This is a genomic window from Rhizobium sp. LjRoot98 (genome assembly GCF_964252935.1).
Taxonomy (GTDB): Bacteria; Pseudomonadota; Alphaproteobacteria; order Rhizobiales; family Rhizobiaceae; genus Pararhizobium.
Genome location: NZ_CAXUPW020000001.1, coordinates 600,546 through 625,436 on the forward strand (window position 1 = coordinate 600,546; position 24,891 = coordinate 625,436).

At 59.2% G+C, this 24,891-nt stretch carries 27 protein-coding genes; 9 read left to right on the plus strand and 18 right to left on the minus strand.

What is annotated here, in order from left to right; translation table 11 throughout:
• Positions 1–11 precede the first annotated feature (11 nt).
• From ACSQ3J_RS03010 to ACSQ3J_RS03020, 3 genes are all read left to right on the plus strand, one after another.
• Positions 12–1,313: a M16 family metallopeptidase gene (locus tag ACSQ3J_RS03010; RefSeq protein ID WP_112834551.1), complete on the plus strand. Its 1,302-nt coding sequence runs from the start codon at positions 12–14 to the stop codon at positions 1,311–1,313.
• 87 nt (positions 1,314–1,400) lie between these two features.
• Positions 1,401–2,012 (plus strand): GNAT family N-acetyltransferase, encoded by a 612-nt coding sequence (locus ACSQ3J_RS03015; protein WP_060503806.1) that lies wholly within the window; start codon positions 1,401–1,403, stop codon positions 2,010–2,012.
• The gene (locus tag ACSQ3J_RS03020; protein WP_060503807.1) at positions 2,012–4,924 is read left to right on the plus strand and encodes an EAL domain-containing protein; all 2,913 of its coding nucleotides are present in this window, start codon (positions 2,012–2,014) and stop codon (positions 4,922–4,924) included. The genes ACSQ3J_RS03015 and ACSQ3J_RS03020 overlap by 1 nt, the downstream gene beginning before the upstream one ends.
• A gap of 176 nt (positions 4,925–5,100) precedes the next feature.
• Here ACSQ3J_RS03020 and ACSQ3J_RS03025 read toward each other — a convergent pair whose 3' ends face one another.
• A complete protein-coding gene (locus tag ACSQ3J_RS03025) occupies positions 5,101–6,639 on the minus strand; it encodes an IS3 family transposase (RefSeq protein WP_060508722.1) in 1,539 nt (512 codons plus the stop codon).
• Between the two features lie 168 nt (positions 6,640–6,807).
• Between ACSQ3J_RS03025 and ACSQ3J_RS03030 the strand changes: the two genes are divergently transcribed.
• The gene (locus ACSQ3J_RS03030) at positions 6,808–8,391 is read left to right on the plus strand and encodes an arylsulfatase (RefSeq protein ID WP_082512174.1); all 1,584 of its coding nucleotides are present in this window, start codon (positions 6,808–6,810) and stop codon (positions 8,389–8,391) included.
• 213 nt (positions 8,392–8,604) lie between these two features.
• On the opposite strand, the gene ACSQ3J_RS03035 is transcribed toward ACSQ3J_RS03030, so the two are convergent.
• The 3 genes from ACSQ3J_RS03035 to ACSQ3J_RS03045 all read right to left on the minus strand — a co-directional run bounded on the left by ACSQ3J_RS03035 (position 8,605) and on the right by ACSQ3J_RS03045 (position 10,782).
• Positions 8,605–9,681, minus strand: a complete 1,077-nt coding sequence (locus tag ACSQ3J_RS03035) for a zinc-binding metallopeptidase family protein (RefSeq protein WP_060504869.1) — start codon at positions 9,679–9,681, stop codon at positions 8,605–8,607.
• 188 nt (positions 9,682–9,869) lie between these two features.
• Positions 9,870–10,061, minus strand: coding sequence for a CsbD family protein (locus ACSQ3J_RS03040; RefSeq protein ID WP_060504868.1), 192 nt, complete (start codon positions 10,059–10,061; stop codon positions 9,870–9,872).
• Positions 10,062–10,179: 118 nt separating this feature from the next.
• Positions 10,180–10,782: a YqgE/AlgH family protein gene (locus ACSQ3J_RS03045; protein WP_436038633.1), complete on the minus strand. Its 603-nt coding sequence runs from the start codon at positions 10,780–10,782 to the stop codon at positions 10,180–10,182.
• Between the two features lie 194 nt (positions 10,783–10,976).
• Between ACSQ3J_RS03045 and ACSQ3J_RS03050 the strand changes: the two genes are divergently transcribed.
• Complete coding sequence (locus ACSQ3J_RS03050; protein WP_436038964.1) at positions 10,977–11,789, plus strand: protein-disulfide reductase DsbD domain-containing protein; 813 nt, start codon at positions 10,977–10,979, stop codon at positions 11,787–11,789.
• An 80-nt stretch (positions 11,790–11,869) separates the two neighbouring features.
• Entirely contained in the window at positions 11,870–12,355 is a 486-nt protein-coding gene (locus ACSQ3J_RS03055; RefSeq protein ID WP_436038634.1) for a peroxiredoxin, read from the plus strand.
• Positions 12,356–12,433: 78 nt separating this feature from the next.
• Here the strand turns inward: ACSQ3J_RS03055 and ACSQ3J_RS03060 are convergent, their stop codons facing one another.
• Together ACSQ3J_RS03060 and ACSQ3J_RS03065 are read right to left on the minus strand one after the other, a co-directional pair.
• The gene (locus tag ACSQ3J_RS03060) at positions 12,434–12,913 is read right to left on the minus strand and encodes an SRPBCC family protein (protein WP_060504865.1); all 480 of its coding nucleotides are present in this window, start codon (positions 12,911–12,913) and stop codon (positions 12,434–12,436) included.
• Between the two features lie 2 nt (positions 12,914–12,915).
• Positions 12,916–13,254 carry an ArsR/SmtB family transcription factor gene (locus tag ACSQ3J_RS03065; RefSeq protein ID WP_060504864.1) on the minus strand — a complete coding sequence of 113 codons (339 nt, stop codon included), beginning with the start codon at positions 13,252–13,254 and terminating at the stop codon, positions 12,916–12,918.
• A gap of 150 nt (positions 13,255–13,404) precedes the next feature.
• On the opposite strand from ACSQ3J_RS03065, the gene ACSQ3J_RS03070 reads away from it, so the two are divergent.
• Positions 13,405–13,701, plus strand: coding sequence for a hypothetical protein (locus tag ACSQ3J_RS03070; RefSeq protein WP_060504863.1), 297 nt, complete (start codon positions 13,405–13,407; stop codon positions 13,699–13,701).
• Positions 13,702–13,718: 17 nt separating this feature from the next.
• On the plus strand, positions 13,719–14,120 hold the full coding sequence (locus tag ACSQ3J_RS03075; protein WP_060504862.1) for a VOC family protein: 402 nt from the start codon (positions 13,719–13,721) through the stop codon (positions 14,118–14,120).
• Positions 14,121–14,123: 3 nt separating this feature from the next.
• Here ACSQ3J_RS03075 and rnhA read toward each other — a convergent pair whose 3' ends face one another.
• The 12 genes from rnhA to coxB form a co-directional block, all read right to left on the minus strand.
• Entirely contained in the window at positions 14,124–14,567 is a 444-nt protein-coding gene (gene rnhA / locus ACSQ3J_RS03080) for a ribonuclease HI (RefSeq protein ID WP_060504861.1), read from the minus strand.
• Positions 14,564–15,544 (minus strand): homoserine kinase, encoded by a 981-nt coding sequence (locus ACSQ3J_RS03085; protein ID WP_060504860.1) that lies wholly within the window; start codon positions 15,542–15,544, stop codon positions 14,564–14,566. The genes rnhA and ACSQ3J_RS03085 overlap by 4 nt, the downstream gene beginning before the upstream one ends.
• Before the next feature lie 79 nt (positions 15,545–15,623).
• Positions 15,624–16,634, minus strand: coding sequence for a 4-hydroxy-3-methylbut-2-enyl diphosphate reductase (gene ispH / locus ACSQ3J_RS03090; RefSeq protein ID WP_060504859.1), 1,011 nt, complete (start codon positions 16,632–16,634; stop codon positions 15,624–15,626).
• Positions 16,635–16,637: 3 nt separating this feature from the next.
• Positions 16,638–17,003 carry a DUF1304 domain-containing protein gene (locus tag ACSQ3J_RS03095; RefSeq protein ID WP_060504858.1) on the minus strand — a complete coding sequence of 122 codons (366 nt, stop codon included), beginning with the start codon at positions 17,001–17,003 and terminating at the stop codon, positions 16,638–16,640.
• 32 nt (positions 17,004–17,035) lie between these two features.
• Complete coding sequence (locus ACSQ3J_RS03100; protein ID WP_082512173.1) at positions 17,036–17,806, minus strand: SURF1 family protein; 771 nt, start codon at positions 17,804–17,806, stop codon at positions 17,036–17,038.
• Positions 17,775–18,158 carry a DUF983 domain-containing protein gene (locus ACSQ3J_RS03105; protein ID WP_060504898.1) on the minus strand — a complete coding sequence of 128 codons (384 nt, stop codon included), beginning with the start codon at positions 18,156–18,158 and terminating at the stop codon, positions 17,775–17,777. The genes ACSQ3J_RS03100 and ACSQ3J_RS03105 overlap by 32 nt, the downstream gene beginning before the upstream one ends.
• 163 nt (positions 18,159–18,321) lie before the next feature.
• Positions 18,322–19,200, minus strand: a complete 879-nt coding sequence (locus ACSQ3J_RS03110) for a cytochrome c oxidase subunit 3 (RefSeq protein ID WP_060504857.1) — start codon at positions 19,198–19,200, stop codon at positions 18,322–18,324.
• 65 nt (positions 19,201–19,265) lie between these two features.
• Positions 19,266–19,874, minus strand: a complete 609-nt coding sequence (locus tag ACSQ3J_RS03115; protein WP_060504856.1) for a cytochrome c oxidase assembly protein — start codon at positions 19,872–19,874, stop codon at positions 19,266–19,268.
• A 9-nt stretch (positions 19,875–19,883) separates the two neighbouring features.
• Entirely contained in the window at positions 19,884–20,024 is a 141-nt protein-coding gene (locus tag ACSQ3J_RS03120; protein ID WP_060504855.1) for a hypothetical protein, read from the minus strand.
• On the minus strand, positions 20,024–20,980 hold the full coding sequence (locus ACSQ3J_RS03125; protein WP_060504854.1) for a heme o synthase: 957 nt from the start codon (positions 20,978–20,980) through the stop codon (positions 20,024–20,026). The genes ACSQ3J_RS03120 and ACSQ3J_RS03125 overlap by 1 nt, the downstream gene beginning before the upstream one ends.
• Positions 20,981–21,124: 144 nt before the next feature.
• The gene (gene ctaD, locus ACSQ3J_RS03130; RefSeq protein WP_060504853.1) at positions 21,125–22,819 is read right to left on the minus strand and encodes a cytochrome c oxidase subunit I; all 1,695 of its coding nucleotides are present in this window, start codon (positions 22,817–22,819) and stop codon (positions 21,125–21,127) included.
• A gap of 21 nt (positions 22,820–22,840) precedes the next feature.
• Positions 22,841–23,725: a cytochrome c oxidase subunit II gene (gene coxB, locus ACSQ3J_RS03135; RefSeq protein ID WP_060504852.1), complete on the minus strand. Its 885-nt coding sequence runs from the start codon at positions 23,723–23,725 to the stop codon at positions 22,841–22,843.
• A gap of 434 nt (positions 23,726–24,159) precedes the next feature.
• Between coxB and ACSQ3J_RS03140 the strand changes: the two genes are divergently transcribed.
• Positions 24,160–24,699 (plus strand): invasion associated locus B family protein, encoded by a 540-nt coding sequence (locus ACSQ3J_RS03140; protein ID WP_037106408.1) that lies wholly within the window; start codon positions 24,160–24,162, stop codon positions 24,697–24,699.
• Positions 24,700–24,891: the final 192 nt, after the last annotated feature.

A 24,891-nucleotide genomic window follows, 5' to 3' on the forward strand; every position in this document is an offset into this window, starting at 1 on the left:
CAGAAAGACGTATGATGAAAGTTGAGTGCACCCGGCTCCAATCCGGGTTGACGGTCGTCACCGAGAACATGCCGCATCTTGAAAGCGTCGCACTCGGGGTCTGGATCAAATCCGGTTCACGCGATGAAACCACGGACGAGCACGGAATTGCCCATCTGCTGGAACATATGGCGTTCAAGGGCACCGCACGGCGATCCGCCCGCGATATTGCCGAACAGATCGAAAATGTCGGCGGCGAAGTCAACGCCGCGACTTCAACGGAAACCACCTCCTACTACGCCCGCATTCTTCAGGACGACGTTCCGCTTGCGGTCGATATCCTCGCCGATATCCTGACGGAATCCTCCTTCGACGAGGACGAACTGCAGCGCGAAAAGCAGGTCATCCTGCAGGAAATCGGCGCCGCCAACGACACGCCGGACGATGTCGTCTTCGACAAATTCGCTGAAACCGCGTTTGCCAACCAGACCATCGGCCGTCCGATCCTCGGCACGCCGGACACGGTTTTGTCTTTCACGCCCGAACAGATCCGCACCTATCTCGACCGCAATTACACCACCGACCGCATGTTCGTCGTCGGTGCCGGCGCGCTCGATCATGATAGCTTTGTGCGACAGGTTGAAGACCGCTTTTCCAGCCTGCCGCAAAAGCCGGTGGCTCCCCCCGTCTCCGAGACCGCCCATTACACCGGTGGCGACGTGCGCGAAAGCCGTGACCTGATGGACGCGCAGGTGCTGCTCGGTTTCGAGGGCAAGGCTTATCACGCCCGCGATTTCTACTGTTCGCAGATTCTGGCCAACATCCTTGGTGGCGGCATGTCGTCCCGCCTGTTCCAGGAAGTGCGCGAGCATCGTGGTCTTTGCTATTCGGTCTATGCCTTCCATTGGGGCTTTTCCGATACCGGCATCTTCGGCGTGCACGCGGCAACCGGTGGCGAAAACCTGCCGGAACTGATGCCCGTCATCATCGACGAGCTGCGCAAGTCGTCGATGAAGATCGAGCAGCAGGAAATCGATCGCGCCCGCGCCCAGATTCGCGCCCAGCTTCTGATGGGACAGGAAAGCCCCGCGGCCCGCGCCGGCCAGATTGCCCGCCAGATGATGCTCTACGGCCGCCCGATCCCGAATGAAGAGCTGATGGAGCGCCTGTCCGGCATCACCATCGAACGCCTGACGGATCTTGCCGGCCGCCTGTTCTTCGATACGGTTCCGACGCTGTCGGCAATCGGCCCGGTCGAAAAACTGGCGCCGATGGACGACATCCTCGGTGCACTTTCCAACAAGGCCGTCCGGGTTCGGGCTGCCAACGGCTAGCTTTTTTCTGATGAGCGACCTCCGGGCGTTCGTCGAGCGCCCGGCACTCTCGCATATGGCATCAACCCATCCGTTGCGGAGGCTTCTATGACACGATCGGTCTTTCGGTTTCTGTCACGGCAGCCGGGTCCGATCGAGATTGGCAATGCGACACATGTGCTGCGCCTGCCGAAATCTGCCGACTATCGCCAATGGTATCAGCTGCGCAGCGAAAGCCGCGCCTTTCTCGAGCCCTGGGAGCCGACATGGCGGGCCGACGAGATGACGGAGAGCGCCTTTCGTACCCGCGTCATCCGCAACGAACAGGAATTCTCTTCCGGCCAGGCGGTGCCGTTGTTCATCGTTTCGCGCCAGGAAGACCAGCTGATCGGCGGCCTGACCATCGGCTATATCCGCCGGGGTGCTGCCCAATGCTGCATGATCGGCTACTGGATGGGCGAGAGATTTGCCGGCAAGGGGCACATGGCACAGGCCGTTAAACTGGCTATCCCCTATATCTTTTCGAGCCTTCAGTTGCACCGTATTGAAGCAGCCTGTATTCCCGAGAACCACAGAAGCATCCGGCTCCTTGAAAAGGCCGGGTTTCAGCGCGAAGGCTATTTGCGGGAATACCTGAAAATCAACGGGCAATGGCGGGATCACCTGATGTTCTCCCTCCTCTCGCAGGACAGCATGCAACATAAGAATTCGAGTGATTGATGTTTTTGACACGCCTGCCACTTCACCCGTCAGCACGAAGGCTCTTGGCGCTTCTCACCGCCATGATGATCACGTTCTGCCTGATCGGTAGCGGCGCGGCCTTTGCCACCGAGCCCGTCAAGATTTCGCGCGAGGACACGGCACTTGATCTCACCGCGACGACGGAAATCTATACCGGCCGCGGCGAAGCCTTCCAAGTCTCGACGGCGCCCGGCACCGACGGCATCGTCCGGCGCATCGAGGTCCGCTCGAGCGCCGATAATCATCAAGGCGACTGGGCGGTGTTTGCGCTTGCAAACGTTTCGGAAGAACAGCTGGAGCGCGTCATCGTCGCTCCGCATTTCCGTCTGGTGAATTCAAAGCTGTTCTGGCCGGACCTCGGATCGCAGCGAATCCTGTCGATCACGCCCTCGGAAGGTTTTGCGCTGGACCGCCAGCCGAGCGACGAGGCCGATGTCTTCCGCATCACGCTCAACCCCGGCTCGGTCATCACCTTCGTTGCCGAACTCGCCGGTCCCGACCTGCCGCAAATCTATCTCTGGCAGCCTGACGCCTACAAGGACACGGTTAACGCTTTCACACTCTATCGCGGCATCGTACTTGGCATTGCCGGCCTGCTGGCCGTGTTCCTGACGATCCTGTTCGTCGTCAAGGGAACCTCGATGCTGCCGGCAACGGCGGCACTCGCCTGGGCGGTGCTTGCCTATATCTGCGTCGACTTCGGTTTCCTGTCGAAACTGATCTCGATCACCGCGGGCGACGAGCGCATATGGCGCGCGGGCAGCGAGGTGTTTCTTGCCGCCGGCCTTGTGGTCTTCCTGTTCACCTATCTCAACCTCAACCGCTGGCATCAGCATCTGAGCTATGCGACGCTCGCCTGGATCCTTGGCCTTGGCCTTCTGTTCGGTGTGGCGATCTATGACCCGGCCATCGCGTCTGGCATCGCCCGCCTTTCCTTCGCACTGACCGGCACGGCCGGCATCGTGCTGATCGCCTATCTCGGATTCAATCGCTACGACCGCGCCATCCTTTTGGTGCCCGCATGGCTTCTGATCCTCGTCTGGCTGTTCGGTGCGTGGCTGACGGTGACGGGCCAGCTCGCCAATGACATTGTCCAGCCGGCGCTCGGCGGCGGCCTTGTCCTGATCGTATTGCTGATCGGCTTTACGGTGATGCAGCACGCCTTTGCCGGTGGCGCCTATAGCCAGGGTCTGTTTTCCGATCTGGAACGTCAATCGCTGGCGTTGACGGGGTCTGGCGATACGGTCTGGGATTGGGACGTGGCGCGTGACCGGGTCGTGACCATTCCAGACATTTCCGCCCAGCTTGGCCTGTCGCCCGGTACCATGCACGGGGCTGCCCGCAACTGGCTGCCGCGCCTGCACCCGGATGACCGCGACCGGTTCCGGGCAACGCTGGACGTCCTTCTGGAGCACCGCAAAGGGCGGCTGAACCACGAGTTCCGCGTTCGCGCCGAGGACGGTCATTACCACTGGCTGTCGATCCGTGCCCGGCCGGTGCTTGGCGCCAATGGCGAGATCATTCGCTGCGTCGGCACTATCGTCGATATCACCGAGCAGAAGAACTCGGTCGATCGTCTGCTGCACAACGCACTCAACGACAATCTGACCGGATTACCGAACCGACAGATTTTCCTCGACCGGCTGCAATCGCTTCTCTCGCTGGCGCCCGGTTCGAGTGCGGTACGTCCCACCGTCATCACCATCGACATCGACCGCTACAAGCAGGTCAACGACATGCTGGGCATCGCGGCCGGCGACAACATTCTGATCGCGCTGACCCGCCGCCTGCGGCGGCTGGTGAAACCGCAGGATACGCTGGCACGTCTCGGCAGCGATGAATTCGGGCTGATCCTGATGTCCGAACGCGATACGGCCAAGATTGCCGATTTCGCCGACGCGATCTCCAAGGCGATCATGGTGCCGCTCAATTTCGGTAATCGCGAAATCAACCTGACGGCGTCGATCGGTCTCGTTTCCTGGGTCGATCAGCAGGAAAATGCCGCAGGCCTGCTCGATGATGCCGAGTTGGCGATGTTCCGCGCCAAGAAGGCCGGAGGCAACCGTGTCGAACCTTTCCGCCCCGCCTTCCGCGCTTCCGGCACCGATCGCCTGCAGCTTGAAACCGATCTGCGCCGCGCCATCGAACGCAAGGAACTGAGCCTCGTCTACCAGCCGATCGTGCGCCTGGTGGATGCCGAGATCGCCGGCTTCGAGGCACTGATGCGCTGGGAGCACCCCAAGCGCGGCAGCATCTCGCCCTCGGAATTCATCCCGATTGCCGAAAGCTGCGATCTGATCAACGAGCTGGGCATGTTTGCCTTTGAGCGGGCAACGAGCGACCTGACGGAATGGCAGATCCAGACCGGAGAACTGCCGGTCTTCGTCTCCGTCAACCTGTCGAGTGCGCAGCTGCTCAACAACGACCTCTATGATGATATCCGCGGGGTCTTGAACAAGAACCATTGCGATCCGCATAAGGTGAAGGTGGAACTGACCGAATCCGTCGTGATGGAAAACCCGGAACAGGCGCGTCTGGTTCTGGAAAAACTGAAGGACGCGGGCCTCAGACTGGCGCTCGACGATTTCGGCACCGGCCATTCGTCGCTGGCCTACCTTACCCGCTTTCCGTTCGACACGATCAAGATCGACAAATCACTGGTCCGCGACCCCAGCGACAAGCGCTCTATCCTCCTGCGCTCGGTCATCACCATGGCGCGTGAACTGGAGATGCAGGTCGTCGCCGAAGGCATCGAATCCGAGGAAGACGCCGTCCAGCTCTCGCAGATGGGCTGCGATTTCGGCCAGAGCTTCCTGTTCGGACCGCCAATCGGATCGGAATCGATCCAGCGGCTGTTGAAAGAACGATTTCCGCTGATGAAACGGGCCTAACCTATTCGTAAAGTTTTCGGATCGTGTCGCTAAATCGATAGCACCCGCAACCAGCTCGGGACGGGCATAACCGAATGCCCGCGCAGATTTAACGGTGGTGCACCTGGGGCCGCCGGGTATGTTACATCCCAATGTTACCGTAACGTACGGGGATGCGGATAAAAACTTGGACTGATTTATACGGTTAGGCCAAGGCTTTCTCGATATTCGACCGGACTGCGTGAGCCCAGTGATAATTTGATGCGCTTTTCATTGTACCATCGGATGTACGCATCAACCTCGCGGACAAACTGCTCGATTGTGATGCTCTTCCAGTCCCGAGGGTAGAAGAGTTCCGTTTTCAGTCGTCCAAAGAAGCCTTCGCACGCGGCGTTATCTTGGGAACAGCCTTTGCGGGACATTGAACGAACCAGCTTCGCATCGCTGATCCGCGTAAGCCAGCCGGGCCAGCGATAATGGGCGCCGCGATCCGAATGAACGATCGTCTTGCCTTCGGCGTCGGTAACTGTCTCGATGGCGGCGTCGAGCATCGTGTTGACCAAGCTGGCGTCTGGCTGCGTTCCAATCGACCAACTGATCACCATGCCATCGAAGCAATCTATGATGGGCGAGAGATACACTTTGCCGGCTGGGATCTGGAACTCGGTGATGTCCGTCAGCCACTTCTCGTTCGGTGTTTTCGCATGGAAGTCGCGGTTGATCAGGTTTTCAGGCGCAGGACTGATTTCTCCCAGATACGAGCCAAAACGCCGTCGCCGTGGTCTGGCGGCGACCAGGCGCTCTTGTTTCATCAATCGCTGCACAACCTTTTCCGAGATTGTCACACTCTGTCTGGCCAGAGACGCCTGCAGTCTACGATAGCCGTAGCAGCGATGGTTGCTTTCGAAGATTTCCGCCAGGTTGCGACGGATGGTGACATACTTGTCGTCCAGGCTCACTCGGGCGCGGTGGTAGAAGTAGGAACTTCGCGCAATTCCCAACTGCACAAGCAGCTCTGGCAATCGATAGATATCTTTGAGGGCGTCAACCAGCTGTGTCTTCTCCCGATTACTCAGGAGTTGCAGATCGACGCCCAGGCCTTTTTTTAGCAGTTCATTGGCCTTCTTCAGCAGATCATGCTCGAGCTGCAATTGGCGGGCATCGCGTTGGAGGGCCTCAAGCTGTCGCTCAAGTTCCTCGCGCTCGGGTGCCGGCGCAGAGGTTTTGCGGCGTTTCATGGATGAGGCAACCTCATGTCCGAGTAACTCATTCCTCCAACTGTACAATGTTGGCCGGCATACGCCCAGCCGGTCGGCGACTTCCTGGGCGCTCTCTTCCCCATTGCAAAGATCAAGGACCGCGACCTGCTTCAAGGCCTCGGGATAGGCGGGACGCCAGGACCGGCCGGCCATCGAAGTCCTCGCCTCCGGAAACGCTTCTCGGACCCATGCCGTCAAAGTTCCACGACCTGGATAGCCCAAAGCTCTCATCGTTGAAGAGATACAGCGATCGTGAGTGCGGTAGTGCTCAAGCGCGGCCTGCTTCTGGGCTTGGGAAAACTTCGGCGCGCGAGCCACAGAACGAAAGCGCAGATCTCGATGCTGCTCGTATTCGCGGTACCAGTTCCTCAGCGCATTCTTGGTCGGATAACCCAATTGGCGGATCGTCGCCTTAACCCGCTTGCCGAGCTTAATATAAAGCTCGACCGCGCGAACCCTGTCTGCATGGGAATACATGAACTACCTCCTGGTGGTCCAAGTTTTCGTCCGCATCCCCTACTTCTCAGCTTCTTTCGTTCCAATAGTCTGTTGCCGCGGGCAAGCTCAAGCGAGCTTTCTCAACCTCGAACACTGTTCACGTTCAAAGCGGCACACATGCCACTTTTGGCAATGGAGGCTCAGGCAATGAATTTAACCGGAAAATTAACAGCACTGGTGCTGACGCTGACGCTGCTCAGCACGTCGGCGCTGGCGCAGGAAGCGACGACAACGCCACCTGACGCCGGAAAGCCGAATATTCTCGTGATCTTCGGCGATGACATCGGACAGACGAACCTGTCCACATACAGCTTTGGCCTGATGGGCTACACCACGCCCAACATCGACCGGATCGCCAACGAGGGCATGAAGTTCACAGACTATTATGCGGAACAGAGTTGCACCGCGGGCCGCTCCACCTTCCTGACCGGGCAGGCAACATTGCGCACCGGCCTTTCCAAGGTCGGTCTGCCCGGTGCCGATGTCGGCCTGCAGGCGTCTGATATGACGATCGCCTCCGCCCTCAAGGATCAGGGTTACGCAACCGGCCAGTTCGGCAAGAACCATCTTGGCGACCGCGATGAATTCCTGCCGACGGCACACGGCTTCGACGAATTCTTCGGCAACCTCTATCACCTGAATGCCGAGGAAGAGCCGGAAAACTTCAACTATCCGCAGGACCCCGAGTTCCGCAAGAAGTTCGGCCCCCGTGGCGTCATCAAGTCAAAGGCCGACGGCAAGATCGAGGATACCGGCCCGCTGACGAAAAAGCGCATGGAGACCGTGGATGACGAGACATCGGCCGCCGCGATCGACTTCATCGACCGTCAGGTAAAGGCCAAGAAGCCGTTCTTCACCTGGATGAACACCACCCGCATGCACTTCCGCACCCATGTCCGTGCGGAAAATCGCAGCAAACCGGGCCTGACTGCCCTGACCGAATATGCCGACGGCATGATCGAGACCGACAAGCTCATCGGCACGATCCTCAACAAGATTGATGATCTCGGCATTTCCGATAACACCATCGTCATCTACACGACGGACAACGGCCCGCACCAGAATTCCTGGCCGGATGCCGGTACAACGGCGTTCCGCAGTGAGAAGAACACCAACTGGGAAGGTGCTTTCCGCGTTCCGGCGCTGATCCGCTGGCCCGGCCACATCAAGCCCAACTCGATTGCCACCGGCATGTTCTCGGGCCTTGACTGGCTGCCGACCCTTCTGGCCGCTGCCGGCGATACCGACATCAAGGATCGCCTTCTCAAAGGCACAACGGTTGCCGGAAAGCAGTACAAGAACCATCTCGATGGCTATAACCAGCTCGACTATCTGACCGGCAAAACCGATCAGAGCGCGCGCAAGGAGTTCTTCTATTTCAACGACGATGGCGACATGGTGGCCATGCGTTATGAAAACTGGAAAATCGTCTTTTCCGAACAGCGCGCGACCGGAACCCTGCGGATTTGGGCAGAACCGTTCACACAGCTTCGTGTTCCCAAGATATTCGATCTCCGCTCCGACCCCTATGAACGCGCCGACATAACCTCGAACGTCTACTATGATTGGGTGCTCGATCGTGCCTATCTGCTGGTCCCGGCGCAGGCATTGGCTGGCCAGTTCCTTGGTACGTTCAAGGACTATCCGCCAGCCCAACGTGCAGCAAGCTTCTCCATCGACCAGATCCAGGAAACGATGAAAAAGTCATTCGATTCCATGGCTGCACAGTAACCGTCACTAAGATTGCTTGCCGGCTCGCGATCTGAGCCGGCAACGCTCAATGGCAGAAAATATGCCCGGACCTCAGGGGGATATGAAAGGCGCAACGTCGCTCATATCCCCCTCATTGTTGTCCCCCTCCGGCGCAGCGCAGCCGAAAGGCTCGCCTCAAACGACGGCCTTCGCATCCTCCGGATAACCGCCGTCTGCCCGCCGGCAGAGTTCCTACGGCCCGTACGCCGCCCCTGCCCGCCGGATCAGCCGATTGATGAAATCGAGTTTTTGCACCACCGGCGCCGACAGCACGAAGGGGTAGCTGTCAGGCTGGCCCATGCTGCGCTGGATGCTGTTCAGGGCCACGCTGAGGGGTATCCAGGCATCCACGAGTGTTTGCGCGTCCACGGCCCCATAAGGATCGAAATCGACTTCTGCCGCCATTTCCTCGTGGCGGCGCGGTTCGGTCGTCAGGCCGAACGAGCGAGCGGTTTCCAGCGTATCGACGATGTGGAAGAAATGCGCCCAGCATTCGGCAAAATCCTCGGCCGGATGGGCGCTGGCATAGGTGCTGATGAAACTGGCCTGCCAGCCGGCTGATGGGCCTTGTTCGTAGTTTCGCTTCAGAGCCTCGGCATAGTCCTCCCGCTCGTCGCCGAACAGCGTCCTTGCTTCAGCAAGCGTCTGGTCGTCACGGACCAGCTGCGCCCAATAGAAATGGCCGATCTCATGGCGGAAATGGCCAAGCAGCGTCCGGTAGGGCTCGTTCATCGATACGCGCACGCTTTCCCGCGTCACATCATTGGCCTCGGCCGCCCGCAGGCTGATGAGGCCGTCCTCATGACCGGTCATGGCGGGGACGATATTACCGTTGGCATCCACTTCATCAGCGAGAAAATCAAAAACCAGGCCGCCTTGCGGATCGGCATCGCGGCCGGGACGCGGCAGGTTCCAGCGCAGCAGAGAATAGAACAGATGGCGTTGAGCCTGGCCAATCTTCTGCCAACGCGCGAGGCCTTCCGGATTGTCTGTGACCGGCACGATGCGGTTATAGCGGCAGGCCTGGCAATAGACGTGATCGTCATTTGTCGAGATCAGCCAGTTGCAGATATCGTCAGCCGCATTGGCGCAGAAGCGGACATCTGCCACCGAGCGAGAGGATGCCTGCCACAAGCCATCTCCCGCCGAAGTGAGCGCCTGGACCGACATGGCGTCGGGCAGGAAACCGAGTTGCGAGCCGCAATTGATGCAGACGCGATTGTCGAAATGAACGGGATTACCGCAGGTGCCGCATTCGTAAAGTCTCATGGCTCGCCCGAATTCTGCCAAGGGAAGGGATGTTCAATGACTTGTCTCACAGAGAAATGCCCGCTGGCACAAGGCACAGCGGGCATCGGCGCTGAAATCTTCCATCCAGTTGAACCCGTCAGGACAGTCGATTCGCGCACTCTGGAGCCACCGCCATCGCTTATGCCGATAGCGGTGGCAAACTGTGACTACATGCGATCAACGGCACCCTTGACGGCGTCCTTGGCCTTGCCGGTGGCCGTTTGGACCTTTCCCTTGATTTCCTGCCCCTTGCCTTCAGCCTGCAGTTTTTCGCTGCCGGTTGCCTTGCCAGCAGCCTGCTTGACCTTGCCTGCGGCCTGATTGGCGGCGCCGGAAATCTTGTCGGAAGTGCTACCCATGAACAGTCTCCTTGAGAGGTTGAGGATAGGAACAAAGAGTCCTGTCCTTGCGACTGGAAAACGGGGCGCGGCTGAAATTGTTCCGGCGCAACATCAGAAAGAGGGAAAATAGATTTGTCTATGCGTGACCGGCATCGACCGAGAGCATCGCCGGCGCAACGCCCATCAATGCCAGCGCCCGGTCGTATTTATCGCCGAGGTCGCGATCGAAGATCAGCTCTTCACTGGCCGGGCAATTCAGCCAGCCATTGTTGGCGATCTCGTTTTCGAGCTGGCCGGCGCCCCAGCCGGCATAACCGAGCATCATCATCGCCTTTTCAGGCCCCTCGCCGCGCGAAATGGCGCGCACGATATCGAGCGTTGCGGTCAGGCAGATGTCGTCATTGACGGGAATACTGGATTCGCTGAGGTAATCATCCGAATGCAGCACAAAGCCGCGTCCGGTTTCGACCGGACCACCGGTCTGGATCTGGAAGTCGCGGGTGACGCCGGGTAGCCGGATCGCCTGATCCTGATCGATGATATGCAGATGCAGAAGAACATCCGGGAATGTCAGTTGCTGCGGCCGGTTAAGCACGAATCCCATCGCACCATCCTCCGAATGGGCGCAGACAAAAATGACCGTGCGGGAAAAGTTGCTGTCGAACATGCCTGGCATGGCGATCAGGAACTGACCGTCCAATATTCCGCGTTCGCGTTTCTTCTGAAACGTTGCCATCATGGTCTTAGCCCATCAACTCAGGTTCAAATGAAAAGCGTTTCCACCCTGGTCTGTTGTTTTGAAGATTTCTACCGGCCCTCGAAGCCGCGTGACATCAAGAGAAAATGATCGCGGGGTGAAAGCCTACATCTTTCAACCCTGCCCCAAAACCGATAAGCCTCAGCATCATGAAACATCATCGCCTCCTAGAGAATGTGCCTCATTTGGCTGCGCTGGCAACCCTTTCAGCGTATTTTTTTATCGCCCCTGCCGCCAACGCCGCGCAGAGCGAATGGGTGCAGTCGGAGGGTGGCGCTGTCCGCATCGTTGCCGACAGACCCGAGCCGGACGGAACAATCCCGGCCATTCTCGATATCCGGTTGAAACCCGGCTGGAAGACCTATTGGGTCGAGCCCGGCGCCAGTGGCATCCCACCACAGATCACCGTCGATCCACAGGACGGCATCTCTTTTTCCGGGCTACGCTTTCCCGCTCCGAAGGCCTTTCACGACGGGATTGCAAGCTATACCGGCTACGACCGTTCAGTCGCGTTTCCGTTGTCGCTAAAGCGCGAAAAGAGCGGAGACCTCAACCTGAAAGCCTCGGTTTTCCTCGGTATCTGCAAGGATATCTGCATTCCGGTTCAGGCCGATATCCATCTTTCCCTGCCGGAAGGGCTTGCGGAAAACCCGCTCGACCGGGCGCGGATCGACGACGCGGTCGCAGCCCTGCCGATGCAGCCATCCGGCGCGTTCAGAGTGACGGGCGCCTCCTTCGATGCCGCTGAAAAACGCCTGCACCTGTCGCTGCAAACGCCAGTGGCAGCAAAACCGGCGGAGTTTTTCCTGTCCGGTCCTCCCGGTTTCAGTTTTGGCAAGGCGGAGAATGTCACGGTGGAAAACGGTAAGGTCACCGCGGAGATTCCGGTACGCGTTCCGGCAAAGGGCGGCGCTTTGAAAAGTGGTACGGTCATGCTTGTTGCCCGGTCCGGCAACCAGAGCATGGAAACCCCGCTTGCCTTTGACTGAACCAAATCTATATTCCCATCCGATCCCTGCTGAGCCGCGATGCTCACGCTTTCCCCAAACGACCTCAAGGAGTTAAGACCGTGACCATTTCCGTCGGAGACAAGCTGCCAGCCGCCACCTTCAAGGAAAAGACCGCCGATGGCCCGGTCGAAATTACCACAGACCAGCTGTTTGCCGGAAAGAAGGTCGTTCTGTTCGCCGTTCCCGGCGCCTTCACGCCAACCTGCTCGCTCAACCATCTGCCGGGCTATCTTGAAAACCGCGATGCGATCCTTGCCCGCGGCGTCGACGATATCGCTGTTGTTGCGGTCAACGACCTGCACGTGATGGGCGCCTGGGCAACCCAATCGGGCGGCATGGGCAAGATCCACTTTCTCTCCGACTGGAACGCCGCCTTCACCAAGGCGCTCAGCATGGATATCGACCTCTCCGCCGGTACGCTCGGCCTGCGCTCGAAGCGTTATTCGATGCTGGTGGAAGACGGCGTGGTCAAGACGCTGAATGTTGAAGAGAGCCCTGGCCAGGCGACTGTTTCGGCCGCTGCGGCGATGCTCGAGCAGATCTGAGCGAAAGCCAGCCAAATAACAGATAGCGACCAGAAAGCCCGCCTGTTGGAACACATGCGGGCTTTTGTATACCCTCCGCTACTTCACGCGATGCTCAACGAGCCGCGCAAGTTGCCCGATAACAGTTCCCCAGCCGTCGAAGAAACCCGCCTCCTCATGCATGTTCCGGTCGGCATTGCTCTTGTGCATGACATGGGCGTGGTAATCGGTGCCTTCCGGGTGATCGGTGAGCGTGATGACCGCCGTCATGAAGGGTTGTTCGGCAGGACGCCAGCCACCGGTCAGCGCATTGGTGAAGACGATTTTCCGGCCTTCTTCGACAGCAAGAAAACAGGCATCCAGATGCGGCTGGAACGCGCCGCCATTTTCGCTGATCCGCGTCTTGAACGTGCCGCCCGGGCGCAACTCCATTTCAGCGACCTTACAGCGGGCAGGTTCCGGAACCCACCATTTTTCGAAGCGAGCCGGATCAGTCCAGGCGCTCCAGATCAGCGATCGCGGTGCCTTGATTATGCGCGAAATCGTCAGATCGAGTTCGGGATTGGGTGATGCGGTCATGATCAATCTCCTTCTGCCTGTGCCTTGGTGACGAATTGCTCGAGCCTGTCTGTGCGGCCTTCCCACAGCGAGCGCTGTTGTGACAGCCAGGCTTCCACAGCCGTGAACTGCTGCTTCTCGATAGTGCAGGTCCGGACCCGGCCCTGCTTGTGGGTTTGGATCAGGCCGCTGCCTTCGAGAAAATGGATGTGTTTCATGAACGACGGCAGGGCCATATCGAAAGGCTCGGCAAGGTCGCTGATGCTAGCTGGTCCTGTGCCCAACCGCGCTAGAACAGCACGGCGGGTGGGGTCTGCCAGAGCCTGGAAAATGCTGTCGAGTTGACTAGAATACTGATCCATAAAGCTAAGTATCACATCGAATTACTTAGCGCAATGGCTAAGTAATTCGATGTGCCGGCAGCCTTGACTTGGACAGACATCCTGTCACGTTGAGACCGCCGCTACCTGCGGCTGCACTCGGCATTTACGCCAAGAGTTCGGGAGATTACGATGAATGCGTTTTTGCGGATTGCAGCCCCGGCCGCCGCGCTGTTGCTGGCGGGACAGGCCGCCGCCAAAATTCCACTGATCAACGCCACCTGCCCCGGCAAGATCGAGGTTCACGCCGATCAGGGCGGGCCGGTCTATATCAACGGCAAGGAAGGCAAGCTGAAGATCTTCAACGAAAACTATTACGAGGCCAAGGGCAGTGGCGTGACAATCTCGATCAGCATCAATCCCGATGGATCGGCCTCTGTCAGCTATACCGGCAAAGGCGGCGCCAACGGCATTTGCACGGTCAAGTGATTTCATAAAAAGGCCCCATGAAACAGAGCATCGCCCTGATCGCCCTTGTCGTTCGCGACTATGACGAAGCGATCGACTTCTATGTCACCAAGCTTGGATTTGTGCTGGTTGAGGATAGCTATCAGCCGGAGCAGGACAAGCGATGGGTGGTCGTCCGCCCGCCCGGTGAAGGCAGCACATCCCTGCTCATAGCGCGCGCCTCTTCGGAGCATCAGGAAACATTCATCGGCAACCAGGCAGGCGGCCGGGTCTCCCTGTTTCTCCAGACGGACGATTTCTGGCGGGATTACAACAAGATGATCGAGACCGGCATCCGTTTCACCCGCGAGCCGAAGGAGGCACCCTACGGCATCGTCGCCGTGTTCGAAGATCTCTACGGAACCCTGTGGGATCTGGTGCAGTTCACGGACGGCCGTTGAGCTTCAGCGCTTCTTCTTGAACGGCTCCATGCCCTTGCGGGCAAGCTCATCAGCGCGTTCGTTCTCCGGATGGCCTGCATGGCCCTTGACCCAGTGCCAGGTGACTTTGTGGGTCCGGTTTGCGGCATCGAGCGCCTGCCATAGTTCGCCGTTCTTCACCGGTTTCTTGTCGGCGGTCTTCCAGCCATTCTTCTTCCAGCCATGGATCCACTTCGAGATGCCGTCCATGACATATTTGCTGTCGGTGTAGAGATCGACCTCGCATGGGGTCTTCAGGCTGGTCAGCGCGGTGATCGCGGCCAGAAGCTCCATGCGGTTGTTGGTGGTTTCGGCTTCGCCGCCGCACAGGTCCTTCTCAGTCTCGCCATAGCGCAGCACAGCGCCCCAGCCGCCCGGTCCTGGATTTCCGGAGCAGGCACCATCGGTGAAGATATCGACATGTTTCATGCGGGCAGTGTCTCGTTGGTCAAGCCATATTCCGCAGCGGTTGCAACGGAGCGGTGGAATTGCAGTTTTTTCAGGTATTCGAGCGGGTCTTTTTTGACCACCAGGGCGCCCGCCGGTGTCATCAGCCAATCGTAGAGCCGGGTCAGGAAGAAACGCAGGGCGGAGCCGCGGGCAAGCAGCGGCAGGGCTTCGATCTCGCCCGCGGTCAGGGGCCGCACGCTCTGATAACCCGACAGCAGCGCCATACCCTTGGTGATGTTGAAGGCGCCATCCTTTTCGAAGCACCAGGCGTTCAGGCAGACGGAAACGTCATAGGCGAGCAGATCGTTGCAGGCGAAGTAGAAGTCGATCAGGCCGGAAAGCTCGTCACCAAGGAAGAAGACGTTGTCGGGGAAGAGATCGGCATGGATGACGCCTTCCGGCAGGTCCTTTGGCCAGTTGGCTTCGAGGAAATCCAGCTCGGCTGCAATCTCGGTCTGCAAGCCCGGCTGCACCTCGTCGGCGCGGGCGCTTGAATTATTCCACAGCGGCCGCCAGCCGCCGACGGAGAGCGCATTTGTGCGGCGGATCTCGAACCCCTCGCTTGCCACGTGCATGGCCGCCAGCGCCTTGCCGACTTCACGGCAGTGATTGGCGTCGGGCTTGCGCAGCCACATGCCTTCAAGGAAGGAAATGACAGCGGCTGAACGGCCGGACAGGTGGCCGAGCAGCTTGCCATCAGCGCGCGGCAGCGGCAGTGGGCAGGAAAGTCCCTTGTCTGCGAGATGGTGCATCAGGCCGAGGAAGAACGGCAGGTCGTTCTGGTCCACGCGCTTTTCATAAAGCGTCAGGATGTAGGAGCCCTTGGTCGTGTGCAGCAGGAAGTTGGTGTTTTCGACGCCTTCGGCAATGCCCTTGTAGGACGTCAGCGTGCCGACGTCATAGGCGGTCAGAAAGCGGGCGAGATCGTCTTCGGTGATGTCGGTGTAAACTGCCACGATCGTTCCACTCTTTTTCGGGATTTGTTATTCTATCGCACCCGGCTGAGCGCGGGGAAACTGGGAGGTGCAGCGCGTTTCAATCGCCGTTCACGAATGCCATGTCCTGCGTCGTCAGCGGCACATGGCGGAGTTCGCGGTTGACGAGGAAGTTTTCGGTTTCCTCGACCGTATCGGCAAGCTCCACGGCGGCATCATAACGCGCGCGAAAAGCCTCGATGATCTCGTTGACGATGACCTCCGGCGCCGACGCACCGGCCGACAGGCCAACCGTAGAGATATCGGCGAAATCATCCCAGTCGATTTCCGACGCGCGCTGGACCAGCACCGATTTTTTTGCACCGGCCCGCAGCGCCACTTCGACCAGACGCTTGGAGTTCGACGAATTGGGAGCACCGACGATGATGAAATGGTCACAGCCGGGCGCTGCCTGTTTCACGGCTTCCTGACGGTTGGTCGTCGCATAGCAGATCGAATCGGCGGCAGGCGCCGTCAGGTTCGGGAAGCGTTCGTGCAGCCGCTTGATGACACCGGCGGTATCATCGACCGACAGCGTCGTCTGGGTGACGAAGCCAAGGTTTTCCGTGTCCGGCGGCATGTAGGTTTCGGCGTCCTCGACCGTCTCGACCAGCGACACCGCGCCTTCGGGCAATTGTCCCATCGTGCCGATGACCTCCGGATGCCCGGCATGGCCGATCAGCACGACATGACGGCCGAGCTTCTGGTGGCGCATCGCCTGCTTGTGCACCTTGGAGACCAGCGGGCATGTCGCGTCGAGGTAAAACAGGTTACGCTCGGTGGCATCGGCAGGCACGGATTTCGGCACGCCATGAGCCGAGAAGACCACCGGCTGCTTGCGGTGCTCCGGCGGGATCTCATCCAATTCTTCGACGAAGATCGCGCCTTTGGCCTCGAGCCCTTCGACGACATAGCGATTGTGGACGATCTCGTGGCGGACATAGACCGGGGCGCCATATTCCTTCAGCGCCAGAACGACGATCTGGATCGCCCGGTCGACACCGGCGCAAAAGCCGCGCGGGCCGCAGAGGCGCAGGGTGATCGGGATCTTTGCTGGAAGGGAAGCCGCCATTTATCAGAATGCCAGTAGAGTAAACACGAGGGCGAGAATTGCCGGGCCGCCCTGCACCAGAAGGATGCGCGGCTTGACCGACCATGCGCCATATATAGCGGCAACGATCACGCACACAAGGAAGAACAGCTTCAACTGGAATGCAAATTCCGGTGGAGAGGCGATCAGCGACCAGACAAGTCCAGCCGCGAGGAAGCCATTATAGAGCCCCTGATTGGCCGCCAGAGCCTTGGTTGCTTCAGCCTGTTCCGGCGTCATCCGGAACACTTTCCGCCCCTGTGGTCCAGTCCAGAGAAACATTTCGAGCACCAGAAAACCGATATGCATCAGAGCCGTCAGGGCGATCAGGATGTTTGCGAGAATGGCCATTCGATGTCCCCAAGAATGCTATTGCGCCGACCCTATGGCTTTCTGCGAAAGATGAAAATCCCGCTGATGACGACCAGTGCGGCAGCCAGTCCGTACCAGGTCATCGCGTATTGCAGATGGCTGTTCGGCAGGTCGAACTGCGTCACGCCACCAATCGGCATGCCGCCCTCATGTGACGTTGCGTCGGCATCGATGAAGAAGGGCACGACCTTTGCCGGATCAAGGCCAACGCTCGAGGCCATGACATCGAGGTCCTTCCAATAGAAGATGTTCTTGGCGATATCGTTGTCTGGTACCGCCCAGGATGGCTTTTGCAGCAGCTTGGCGCGGGAAAGCCCGGTAACGGTCTGCTCATCGGTCAACTGGCCCAGCTTGCGCATTTCCGGCTCTTTGGCTTCGAAGGTGACGAAGCCGCGGTTGACAAGGACGATCTGGCCGTCGGCCAGTTGCAGGGGCGTGTAGACGTAATAGCCGGTGCGGCCGCCATAGGTGGCGAAGAAATGCCGTTCCTTGTTGTTGAGATAGATGCCGGTGACGCGCACGGTGCGATAGTCGACATCCTCCCCCGCCTTTGCCAGAGCCTCGATGGCAGCCAAATCGGCAGGCGGCGCGGCGCGGCGTTCGGCGATCGATGCCAACAGCCCTTCCTTCCAGGCCAGCCGTTCCATCTGCCATGTGCCGAGGCCCAGAAGGATCGCGAGCGCGATGAGAACCAAAACGATGCCGACGACGCGGCCAACCAGCCCGCCGCGCTTTTTATCCGATACCGTATCAGCCACGATCGATCTCGCCCTGGCGTGCATTGTTGCGGAATTGCACATTGATCAGAACGCCCTTGAGCATGCGCATGAGAACCAGGCTGAAGGCGATGGCGAGCGGTATCCACAACAGGAAATGCACCCAGAGCGGTGGATTGATATTGACCTCCATCCAGAGTGCCGCCCCAACCACGATGAAACCGACAATCAGGATGACAAAGACCACCGGACCATCGCCCGCATCGGCAAAACCATAATCAAGACCGCAGTTGGCGCAGGACGGTTTCATCGTCAAAAATCCGTCGAACAGCTTACCCTGACCGCATCGCGGGCAAAGCCCTTTAAGCCCGGCCTTGACCGGCTCGACCGGCGGGAAATGTGCGCTGTCTGCGTGCATGTCGTCGTGTTCCTTCTTGCGCTGCTTTTCCATAACCCATTCGCACCAGCAGCGATATATCGGCCACCGCGACCTTTGGGCCCATCGGCACGCCGTCGTTCCGGCAAAGAAAAAGGCGGGCGCATATGCACCCGCCTTCACAATTTTTCGGTTCAGAGCCCGATCACATATGAGCGACCGGGGCACCCCAGCCACCCCAGATGTAGATCGAGAAGAACAGGAACAGCCAGACCACGTCGACGAAGTGCCAGTACCAGGCGGCGGCTTCGAAGCCGAAATGCTGCTTCGGGGTAAAGTCGCCCTTCACTGCGCGGATGAGGCAGACCAGGAGGAAGATCGTGCCGACCAGGACGTGGAAGCCGTGGAAACCGGTCGCCATGAAGAAGGTCGCGCCGTAGATCGAATCCTTGAAGGCGAACGGAGCGTGCATGTATTCGTAGACCTGAACATAGGAGAACAGGGCGCCGAGCAGCACGGTCAGCGTCAGGCCGTTGATCAGGCCCTTGCGGTCACCGTGCAGCAGCGCGTGGTGTGCCCAGGTGACGGTGGTGCCGGACAGCAGCAGGATAACGGTGTTGTAGAGCGGCAGGTGCCACGGATCGAGAACCTCGATGCCCTTCGGCGGCCAGACACCGCCGGTGAACGCGGCGCGGGTTGCCTGGATCGCTTCGCCCGGGAACAGGCTGGCATCGAAATAGGCCCAGAACCAGGCGACGAAGAACATCACTTCCGAAGCGATGAACATGATCATGCCATAGCGCAGATGCAGCGACACGACGCGGGTATGATGGCCCTCATGCGCTTCCTTGATGGTATCCGACCACCAGCCGTACATCGTGTAGAGAACGACGGCGAGACCGATGAAGAAGAACCACGGATGCGCCCAGTCGAGACCGAACAGGTGCAGCGTGCCGCCCGACAGGTATCGCATATAGCCGACACCGCCGAAGGCCATGACGAAGGCGCCGATCGAGGCAAGCAGCGGCCATGGGCTCGGATCAATAATGTGGTAGTCGTGGTTTTTCTGGTGCGCATCGGCCATGTGGACTATCCCCGATAAGTCTTTCTCATGTCGTCATTTCCGGCTTAGCCGAAAACTGTGATCTGTCAAAGTTTGTTGTCAGTTTCAGCAGGCTTTCCCGTCAGCGCCGCGACCGGCTTTGATGGTTCGCGGGCGTAGAACGTGTAGGACAAGGTCAGTGTGTTGATCCCCTTGGTCTCGACCGCCTTGACGATTTCCGGATCGACGAAGAACACCACCGGCATCTTCATGTCTTCCCCCGGCTGCAATGTCGTCTCGGTAAAGCAGAAGCACTCGACCTTGTTGAAATAGGCGCCAGCCGCCATTGGCGTCACGTTGAAGACCGCCTGACCGGTCGTCGCCGTTTTCGCCATGTTGGTTGCTTCGAACTCGATCTGCACGGTTTCGCCGATCTTCAGTTCGATCTCACGCTGCACCGGCTTGAAGCTCCAGGGCAGGTCGGATGCGATATTGGCATCGAACGTCACCTTGATCTTCTTGTCGAGGATAACATCGGAAGCCTGCTCGACCCGCTTGGTCGTGCCGTTATAGCCGGTTACCCGGCAGAACATGTCGTAGAGCGGCACGGCGGCATAGGCCATGCCGGTCATGCCGACGACGAAGGCGAGACAGGACGCCACGATGACGCCGTTTGCCCGTTCCTTCTTCTGTTCTGGCGTTTTGATCGGTGCCATGATCGCTCCTTACTGGACCATGCCGTTGCTGAACTTGATCAGCGTCACGACATAGAAAATGGCAACGAGACCGAAGAGAACGGCACAAAGCGCGATATTACGGCCGCGGCGCGACTTCTTCTGGGCGTCCGTGAGTGTCACGAGTTCCATCAGGCAACCTTTCCGGCAGTGAGCCACAGCGTGGCAATCAGATGATCGACCATCAGCGCGGAGAAGATCGCGAAGAGATAGAGGATCGAGAACGCAAACAGCTTCTTGGCAGGGATCATCTTCTCGTCACCCTCCGGCATGCGATGGACGCCGATAGAATACCAGATGAAGCCGAGGCCCAGCGCTGCGGCAAAAGCGCCGTAATAGTAGCTTGAGAAACCGAGGATCGTCGGCACGACGCCGATGATCGCGGTCAGGACGGCATAGATGACAATCTGCGTCTTGGTGGTCGCCTCGCCCGAGACATTCGGCAGCATCGGCACGCCGACCGCCTCATAATCGCGCATCTTGAACAGAGCCAGCGCCCAAAAATGGGCCGGCGTCCACAGGAAGGTAATCAGGAAAAGCACGATGCTTTCGACGGCGATGCCATTGGTGACGCAGGCCCAGCCGATCATCGGCGGGAAAGCGCCGGCCGCGCCGCCGATGACGATGTTCTGCGGCGTCGAGCGCTTCAGCCACATCGTATAGATGACGGCGTAGAAGAAAATCGTGAAGGCGAGCAGACCGGCCGACAGCCAGTTGACGACGATGCCGAGGATGCAGACCGAGAAAGCCGACAGCGTCAATCCGAACGACAGCGCTTCCTGCGCCGTGATCTTGCCAGCCGGGATCGGCCGCTTTGCCGTGCGGGTCATGATCGCGTCGATATCCGCGTCGTACCACATGTTGAGGGCACCGGAAGCTCCAGCACCCACGGCGATACAGAGTATCGCAATGAAACCGATGAAAGGGTTGATGTGCCCGGGTGCCATCACCATGCCGGCGAGGCCCGTAAACACCACCAGCGACATAACGCGCGGCTTCAGCAGCTCGAAGTAATCGCGCGCAGAGGCTTCAGAGAGACGAACGACGCCTTCCGTGCCGCTTGCTTCGTGATTGTCGATAACCCGCATGTCCAGTCCTTGGATTTATCCGGCGCATCCATGCGCCGTGTTGCCGGGCATACCCGGCGTTGAGAGAAGCCGCCTTTGCGGGCGGCTTCGGCCCGACGTTGAACGAAGCCGCCGTTTCCGGCGGCTTCGGATCGATTGCGACGCTTACTTGATGCGCGGCAGCTGTTCCCACTGGTGGAATGGCGGCGGCGATGTGAGCTGCCATTCGAGCGTGTTTGCGCCCTCGCCCCATGGGTTGTTGCCGGCAACGCGCTTCTTGGAGAAGGCTTCGAAGACGCCGAACAGGAAGATCAGCACGGCAAAGGCCGAGATGTACGAACCGTAGGACGACACGGCATTCCAGCCTGCATAGGCATCCGGATAGTCGATGTAACGGCGCGGCATACCGGCAAGGCCGAGGAAGTGCTGCGGGAAGAACACCAGGTTGACGCCGATGAACATGACCCAGAAGTGCAGCTTGCCGACGAATTCCGAATACATGTAGCCGGTCATCTTCGGGAACCAGTAGTACCAGCCGGCGAAGATCGCGAACACGGCGCCGAGCGACAGAACGTAGTGGAAGTGGGCAACCACGTAATAGGTGTCGTGCAGCGAACGGTCGAGGCCGGCATTGGCGAGCTGAACGCCGGTGACGCCGCCCACGGTGAACAGGAAGATGAAGCCGATCGCCCAGACCATCGGCGTGGTGAAGCGGATCGAACCACCCCACATCGTCGCGATCCAGGAGAAGATCTTCACGCCGGTCGGAACCGCGATAACCATCGTGGCGAAGACGAAGTAGCGCTGCGTGTCGAGCGACATGCCAACGGTGTACATGTGGTGCGCCCAGACGATGAAGCCGACGGCGCCGATCGCAACCATGGCATAGGCCATGCCGAGGTAACCGAAGATCGGCTTGCGCGAGAAGGTCGAGACGATGTGGCTGACGATGCCGAAACCGGGCAGGATCAGGATGTACACTTCCGGGTGACCGAAGAACCAGAACAGGTGCTGGAACAGGATTGGGTCGCCGCCGCCTTCAGGCGCGAAGAAGGCCGTGCCGAAGTTGCGGTCGGTGAGCAGCATGGTGATGCCGCCTGCCAGAACCGGCAGCGACAGAAGCAGCAGGAAGGCAGTGATCAGAACGGACCAGGCAAACAGCGGCATCTTGTGCAGCGTCATGCCCGGAGCGCGCATGTTGAGGATCGTGGTGATGAAGTTGATCGCACCGAGGATCGACGAGGCACCGGCAATGTGCAGGCCCAGGATCACAAGGTCCATGGCAGGCCCCGGCTGACCCGATGTCGAGAACGGTGGATAGATCGTCCAACCGCCACCCGCGCCATAACCGCCTGCAGGACCTTCGACGAACATCGAGAGCAGAACCAGCAGGAAGGCCGGGATGATCAGCCAGAAGGAGATGTTGTTCATGCGCGGGAACGCCATGTCCGGCGCGCCGATCATGATCGGAACCATCCAGTTGGCAAAGCCGCCGATCAGCGCGGGCATGACCATGAAGAAGATCATGATCAGAGCATGTGCTGTCGTGAAGACGTTGAACATCTGCTTGCCGCCATCGATGGCAGCATCGCCTTCGAAGCCGTAAACCATCTGCGCCAGACCGTGGAAGATCTGGATGCCCGGCTCCTGCAGCTCGGCGCGCATGAAGACCGACAGCGTGCCGCCGATGATGCCCGCGAAAATCGCGAAGATCAGGTAGAGCGTGCCGATATCCTTGTGGTTGGTCGAGAGGAACCAGCGCTGAAAGAAGGTCAGCGGCTTGTGTGCGTGGTCATGGTCGTGCCCGTGATCGTGGGCATGGTCATGAAGGTGATCGTGTTGCGCGGTTGTTCCGGCCATTGGGTCGAGCTCCCCTTCGAATTACTGTGCGGCGTTTTCAGCGACGTCTACGGTCTTAGCCGCGCCGTCGATGGAAGCCATGAGTGCCTTGTTCGCCTCACCAACATTGGTGGCGGCGGCAGCGAGCCAAGTGTTGTACTTGTCTTCGCTGACGACCCGGATGGCGATCGGCATATAGGCGTGATCCTTGCCGCAGAGCTCGGAACACTGGCCGTAGTAGAGACCTTCGCGCTCAGCCTTGAACCAGGTTTCGTTGAGACGGCCAGGAACAGCGTCGATCTTCACACCGAAGGCCGGCATGGCGAAGGCGTGGATGACGTCGGCAGCGGTGACCAGAACGCGAACCGTCTTGCCAACGGGAACGACGACCTCGTTGTCGACGGCGAGAAGACGCGGATATTCGTGCTTGTCTTCCTTGCCGAGCGAGGCGCGGTCTTCTTCCTTCATCATCAGGCTGTCGAAGGAGAGCGGGGTTTCGCCGACTTCGTATTCGTAGGACCAATACCACTGGTTACCGGTCGCCTTCAGGGTGATATCCGGATTTTCCGGCGGCGTCAGCTGCGCAGTCAGCAGCTGGAAGGATGGGATCGCCAGAAACAACAGAACAATCACCGGACCGAGCGTCCAGACGATTTCGATTGCCGTGTTATGGCTGGTCTTGGATGGAACCGGATTCTTGCTTTCGCGGAAACGGACCACGATCCAGATCAGCAGCGCCAGGACAAAAAGCGTGATCGGAATGATGAACCAGAGCGTGTAATGCTCGAACCATGTAATTTCTTCCATGATTCCGGTTGCTGCGGTCTGAAAGTTGGTCTGCCATGCGACCGGCTTGTCAGCCAAAGCATTCGAAGCAAAGAGCAGACAGGCAGTCGATGCCAAAACTGCAAAAGCCTTGTTTTTCACTATAGTGTCTCCCTGGGCGCTTGATCAGGATCAAACCGTAACGCAGAATCCTTAGCCATACTGAAGCGCTTCAAACCACAGTTTGATGATGGCCGCAACATCTGTCCATTCAAGCCCATGCGGCATTTTGCGCAAATGACGCTTTTCACACAAACTGTTAAGGCCTCGCAGGCCTTAGAGATGCCGGCAGCCGCAAAAGCACGCCGAGGCACCCGACATTTACTCCACTCTCCCCGCCCCCTATACCATACATAAGAGACGACCGGCACTCCGCCGGCGCGCATACACCGGAGTTTTGCGGCTGATTTGCCGTTTTGGTCCAGTTTAGAAGCCCCATTTCCGCCACACCGGGCTGGAATGTACCGCGCGGGGCTTTTCATTTGCGGCTACGCGCTTCAAGAATAGCCAGACTGATTCTTAAGTTTGAGGTTTTCATGGGCCTGTCCCTCCTTTCCCGGCTGCCGATCGCGGCGTTCGGACTAGCTGCCGCCCTTCTTTCCCATACGGCGGCGGCCCAGCAACCCGGAGCACAACAGCCAGGCACACCCGGCACGGTGAAGTCGAACCATGGCGCGTGGTCGATCGTCTGCGACCAGCCGGCAGGAGCAACGGCCGAACAGTGCGCCCTGATGCAGAACGTTATTGCCGAGGACCGGCCGGAGGTCGGCCTTTCGGTTGTCGTCCTCAAGACCGCAGACCGCAAGGCAAAAATCCTGCGCGTTCTGGCCCCGCTCGGCGTTCTCTTGCCAAACGGTCTTGGCCTGAATGTAGACGGCAAGGATATCGGCCGCGCCTATTTCGTCCGCTGCTTCTCCGACGGCTGCTATGCGGAAGTGGTTCTGGAAGACGAGCTCTTGAAAACCTTCCGGTCCGGCGCACAGGCAACCTTCATCGTCTTCCAGTCTCCGGAAGAAGGCATCGGCATTCCGGTCGACTTGAAGGGTTTTGGCGAAGGCTACGACGCGCTGCCGTAAGCGGTTTCCCTTCCACTTCTCCCCAACGGGGGAGAAGTGCCGAACGTAAGTGAGGCGATGAGGGGCCAACAGTACGGACCGCCTGTGTGGCTCCCCTCATCCGGCGCGACGCGCCACCTTCTCCCCGCCGGGGAGAAGAAAAACCGCAGACCTTTGCACACATTGGCAAACCGATGCTTCCTGGCGGGAGCG

Excerpts from the sequence above, each read along its gene's own strand:
- ACSQ3J_RS03075 (WP_060504862.1), top strand. The coding sequence starts at position 13,719 with ATGAAACAGAGCATCGCCCTGATCGCCCTTGTCGTTCGCGACTATGAC.
- ACSQ3J_RS03015 (WP_060503806.1), top strand. The coding sequence starts at position 1,401 with ATGACACGATCGGTCTTTCGGTTTCTGTCACGGCAGCCGGGTCCGATC.
- ACSQ3J_RS03065 (WP_060504864.1), bottom strand. The coding sequence starts at position 13,254 with ATGGATCAGTATTCTAGTCAACTCGACAGCATTTTCCAGGCTCTGGCA.
- ACSQ3J_RS03095 (WP_060504858.1), bottom strand. The coding sequence starts at position 17,003 with ATGGCCATTCTCGCAAACATCCTGATCGCCCTGACGGCTCTGATGCAT.
- ACSQ3J_RS03140 (WP_037106408.1), top strand. The coding sequence starts at position 24,160 with ATGGGCCTGTCCCTCCTTTCCCGGCTGCCGATCGCGGCGTTCGGACTA.
- ACSQ3J_RS03060 (WP_060504865.1), bottom strand. The coding sequence starts at position 12,913 with ATGACCGCATCACCCAATCCCGAACTCGATCTGACGATTTCGCGCATA.
- ACSQ3J_RS03110 (WP_060504857.1), bottom strand. The coding sequence starts at position 19,200 with ATGGCCGATGCGCACCAGAAAAACCACGACTACCACATTATTGATCCG.
- ACSQ3J_RS03115 (WP_060504856.1), bottom strand. The coding sequence starts at position 19,874 with ATGGCACCGATCAAAACGCCAGAACAGAAGAAGGAACGGGCAAACGGC.
- ACSQ3J_RS03125 (WP_060504854.1), bottom strand. The coding sequence starts at position 20,980 with ATGCGGGTTATCGACAATCACGAAGCAAGCGGCACGGAAGGCGTCGTT.
- ctaD (WP_060504853.1), bottom strand. The coding sequence starts at position 22,819 with ATGGCCGGAACAACCGCGCAACACGATCACCTTCATGACCATGCCCAC.
- ispH (WP_060504859.1), bottom strand. The coding sequence starts at position 16,634 with ATGGCGGCTTCCCTTCCAGCAAAGATCCCGATCACCCTGCGCCTCTGC.
- ACSQ3J_RS03070 (WP_060504863.1), top strand. The coding sequence starts at position 13,405 with ATGAATGCGTTTTTGCGGATTGCAGCCCCGGCCGCCGCGCTGTTGCTG.
- ACSQ3J_RS03100 (WP_082512173.1), bottom strand. The coding sequence starts at position 17,806 with ATGCACGCCAGGGCGAGATCGATCGTGGCTGATACGGTATCGGATAAA.
- ACSQ3J_RS03030 (WP_082512174.1), top strand. The coding sequence starts at position 6,808 with ATGAATTTAACCGGAAAATTAACAGCACTGGTGCTGACGCTGACGCTG.
- ACSQ3J_RS03040 (WP_060504868.1), bottom strand. The coding sequence starts at position 10,061 with ATGGGTAGCACTTCCGACAAGATTTCCGGCGCCGCCAATCAGGCCGCA.
- ACSQ3J_RS03120 (WP_060504855.1), bottom strand. The coding sequence starts at position 20,024 with ATGGAACTCGTGACACTCACGGACGCCCAGAAGAAGTCGCGCCGCGGC.
- ACSQ3J_RS03025 (WP_060508722.1), bottom strand. The coding sequence starts at position 6,639 with ATGTATTCCCATGCAGACAGGGTTCGCGCGGTCGAGCTTTATATTAAG.
- ACSQ3J_RS03020 (WP_060503807.1), top strand. The coding sequence starts at position 2,012 with ATGTTTTTGACACGCCTGCCACTTCACCCGTCAGCACGAAGGCTCTTG.
- ACSQ3J_RS03045 (WP_436038633.1), bottom strand. The coding sequence starts at position 10,782 with ATGATGGCAACGTTTCAGAAGAAACGCGAACGCGGAATATTGGACGGT.
- rnhA (WP_060504861.1), bottom strand. The coding sequence starts at position 14,567 with ATGAAACATGTCGATATCTTCACCGATGGTGCCTGCTCCGGAAATCCA.
- ACSQ3J_RS03010 (WP_112834551.1), top strand. The coding sequence starts at position 12 with ATGATGAAAGTTGAGTGCACCCGGCTCCAATCCGGGTTGACGGTCGTC.
- ACSQ3J_RS03105 (WP_060504898.1), bottom strand. The coding sequence starts at position 18,158 with ATGCACGCAGACAGCGCACATTTCCCGCCGGTCGAGCCGGTCAAGGCC.
- ACSQ3J_RS03035 (WP_060504869.1), bottom strand. The coding sequence starts at position 9,681 with ATGAGACTTTACGAATGCGGCACCTGCGGTAATCCCGTTCATTTCGAC.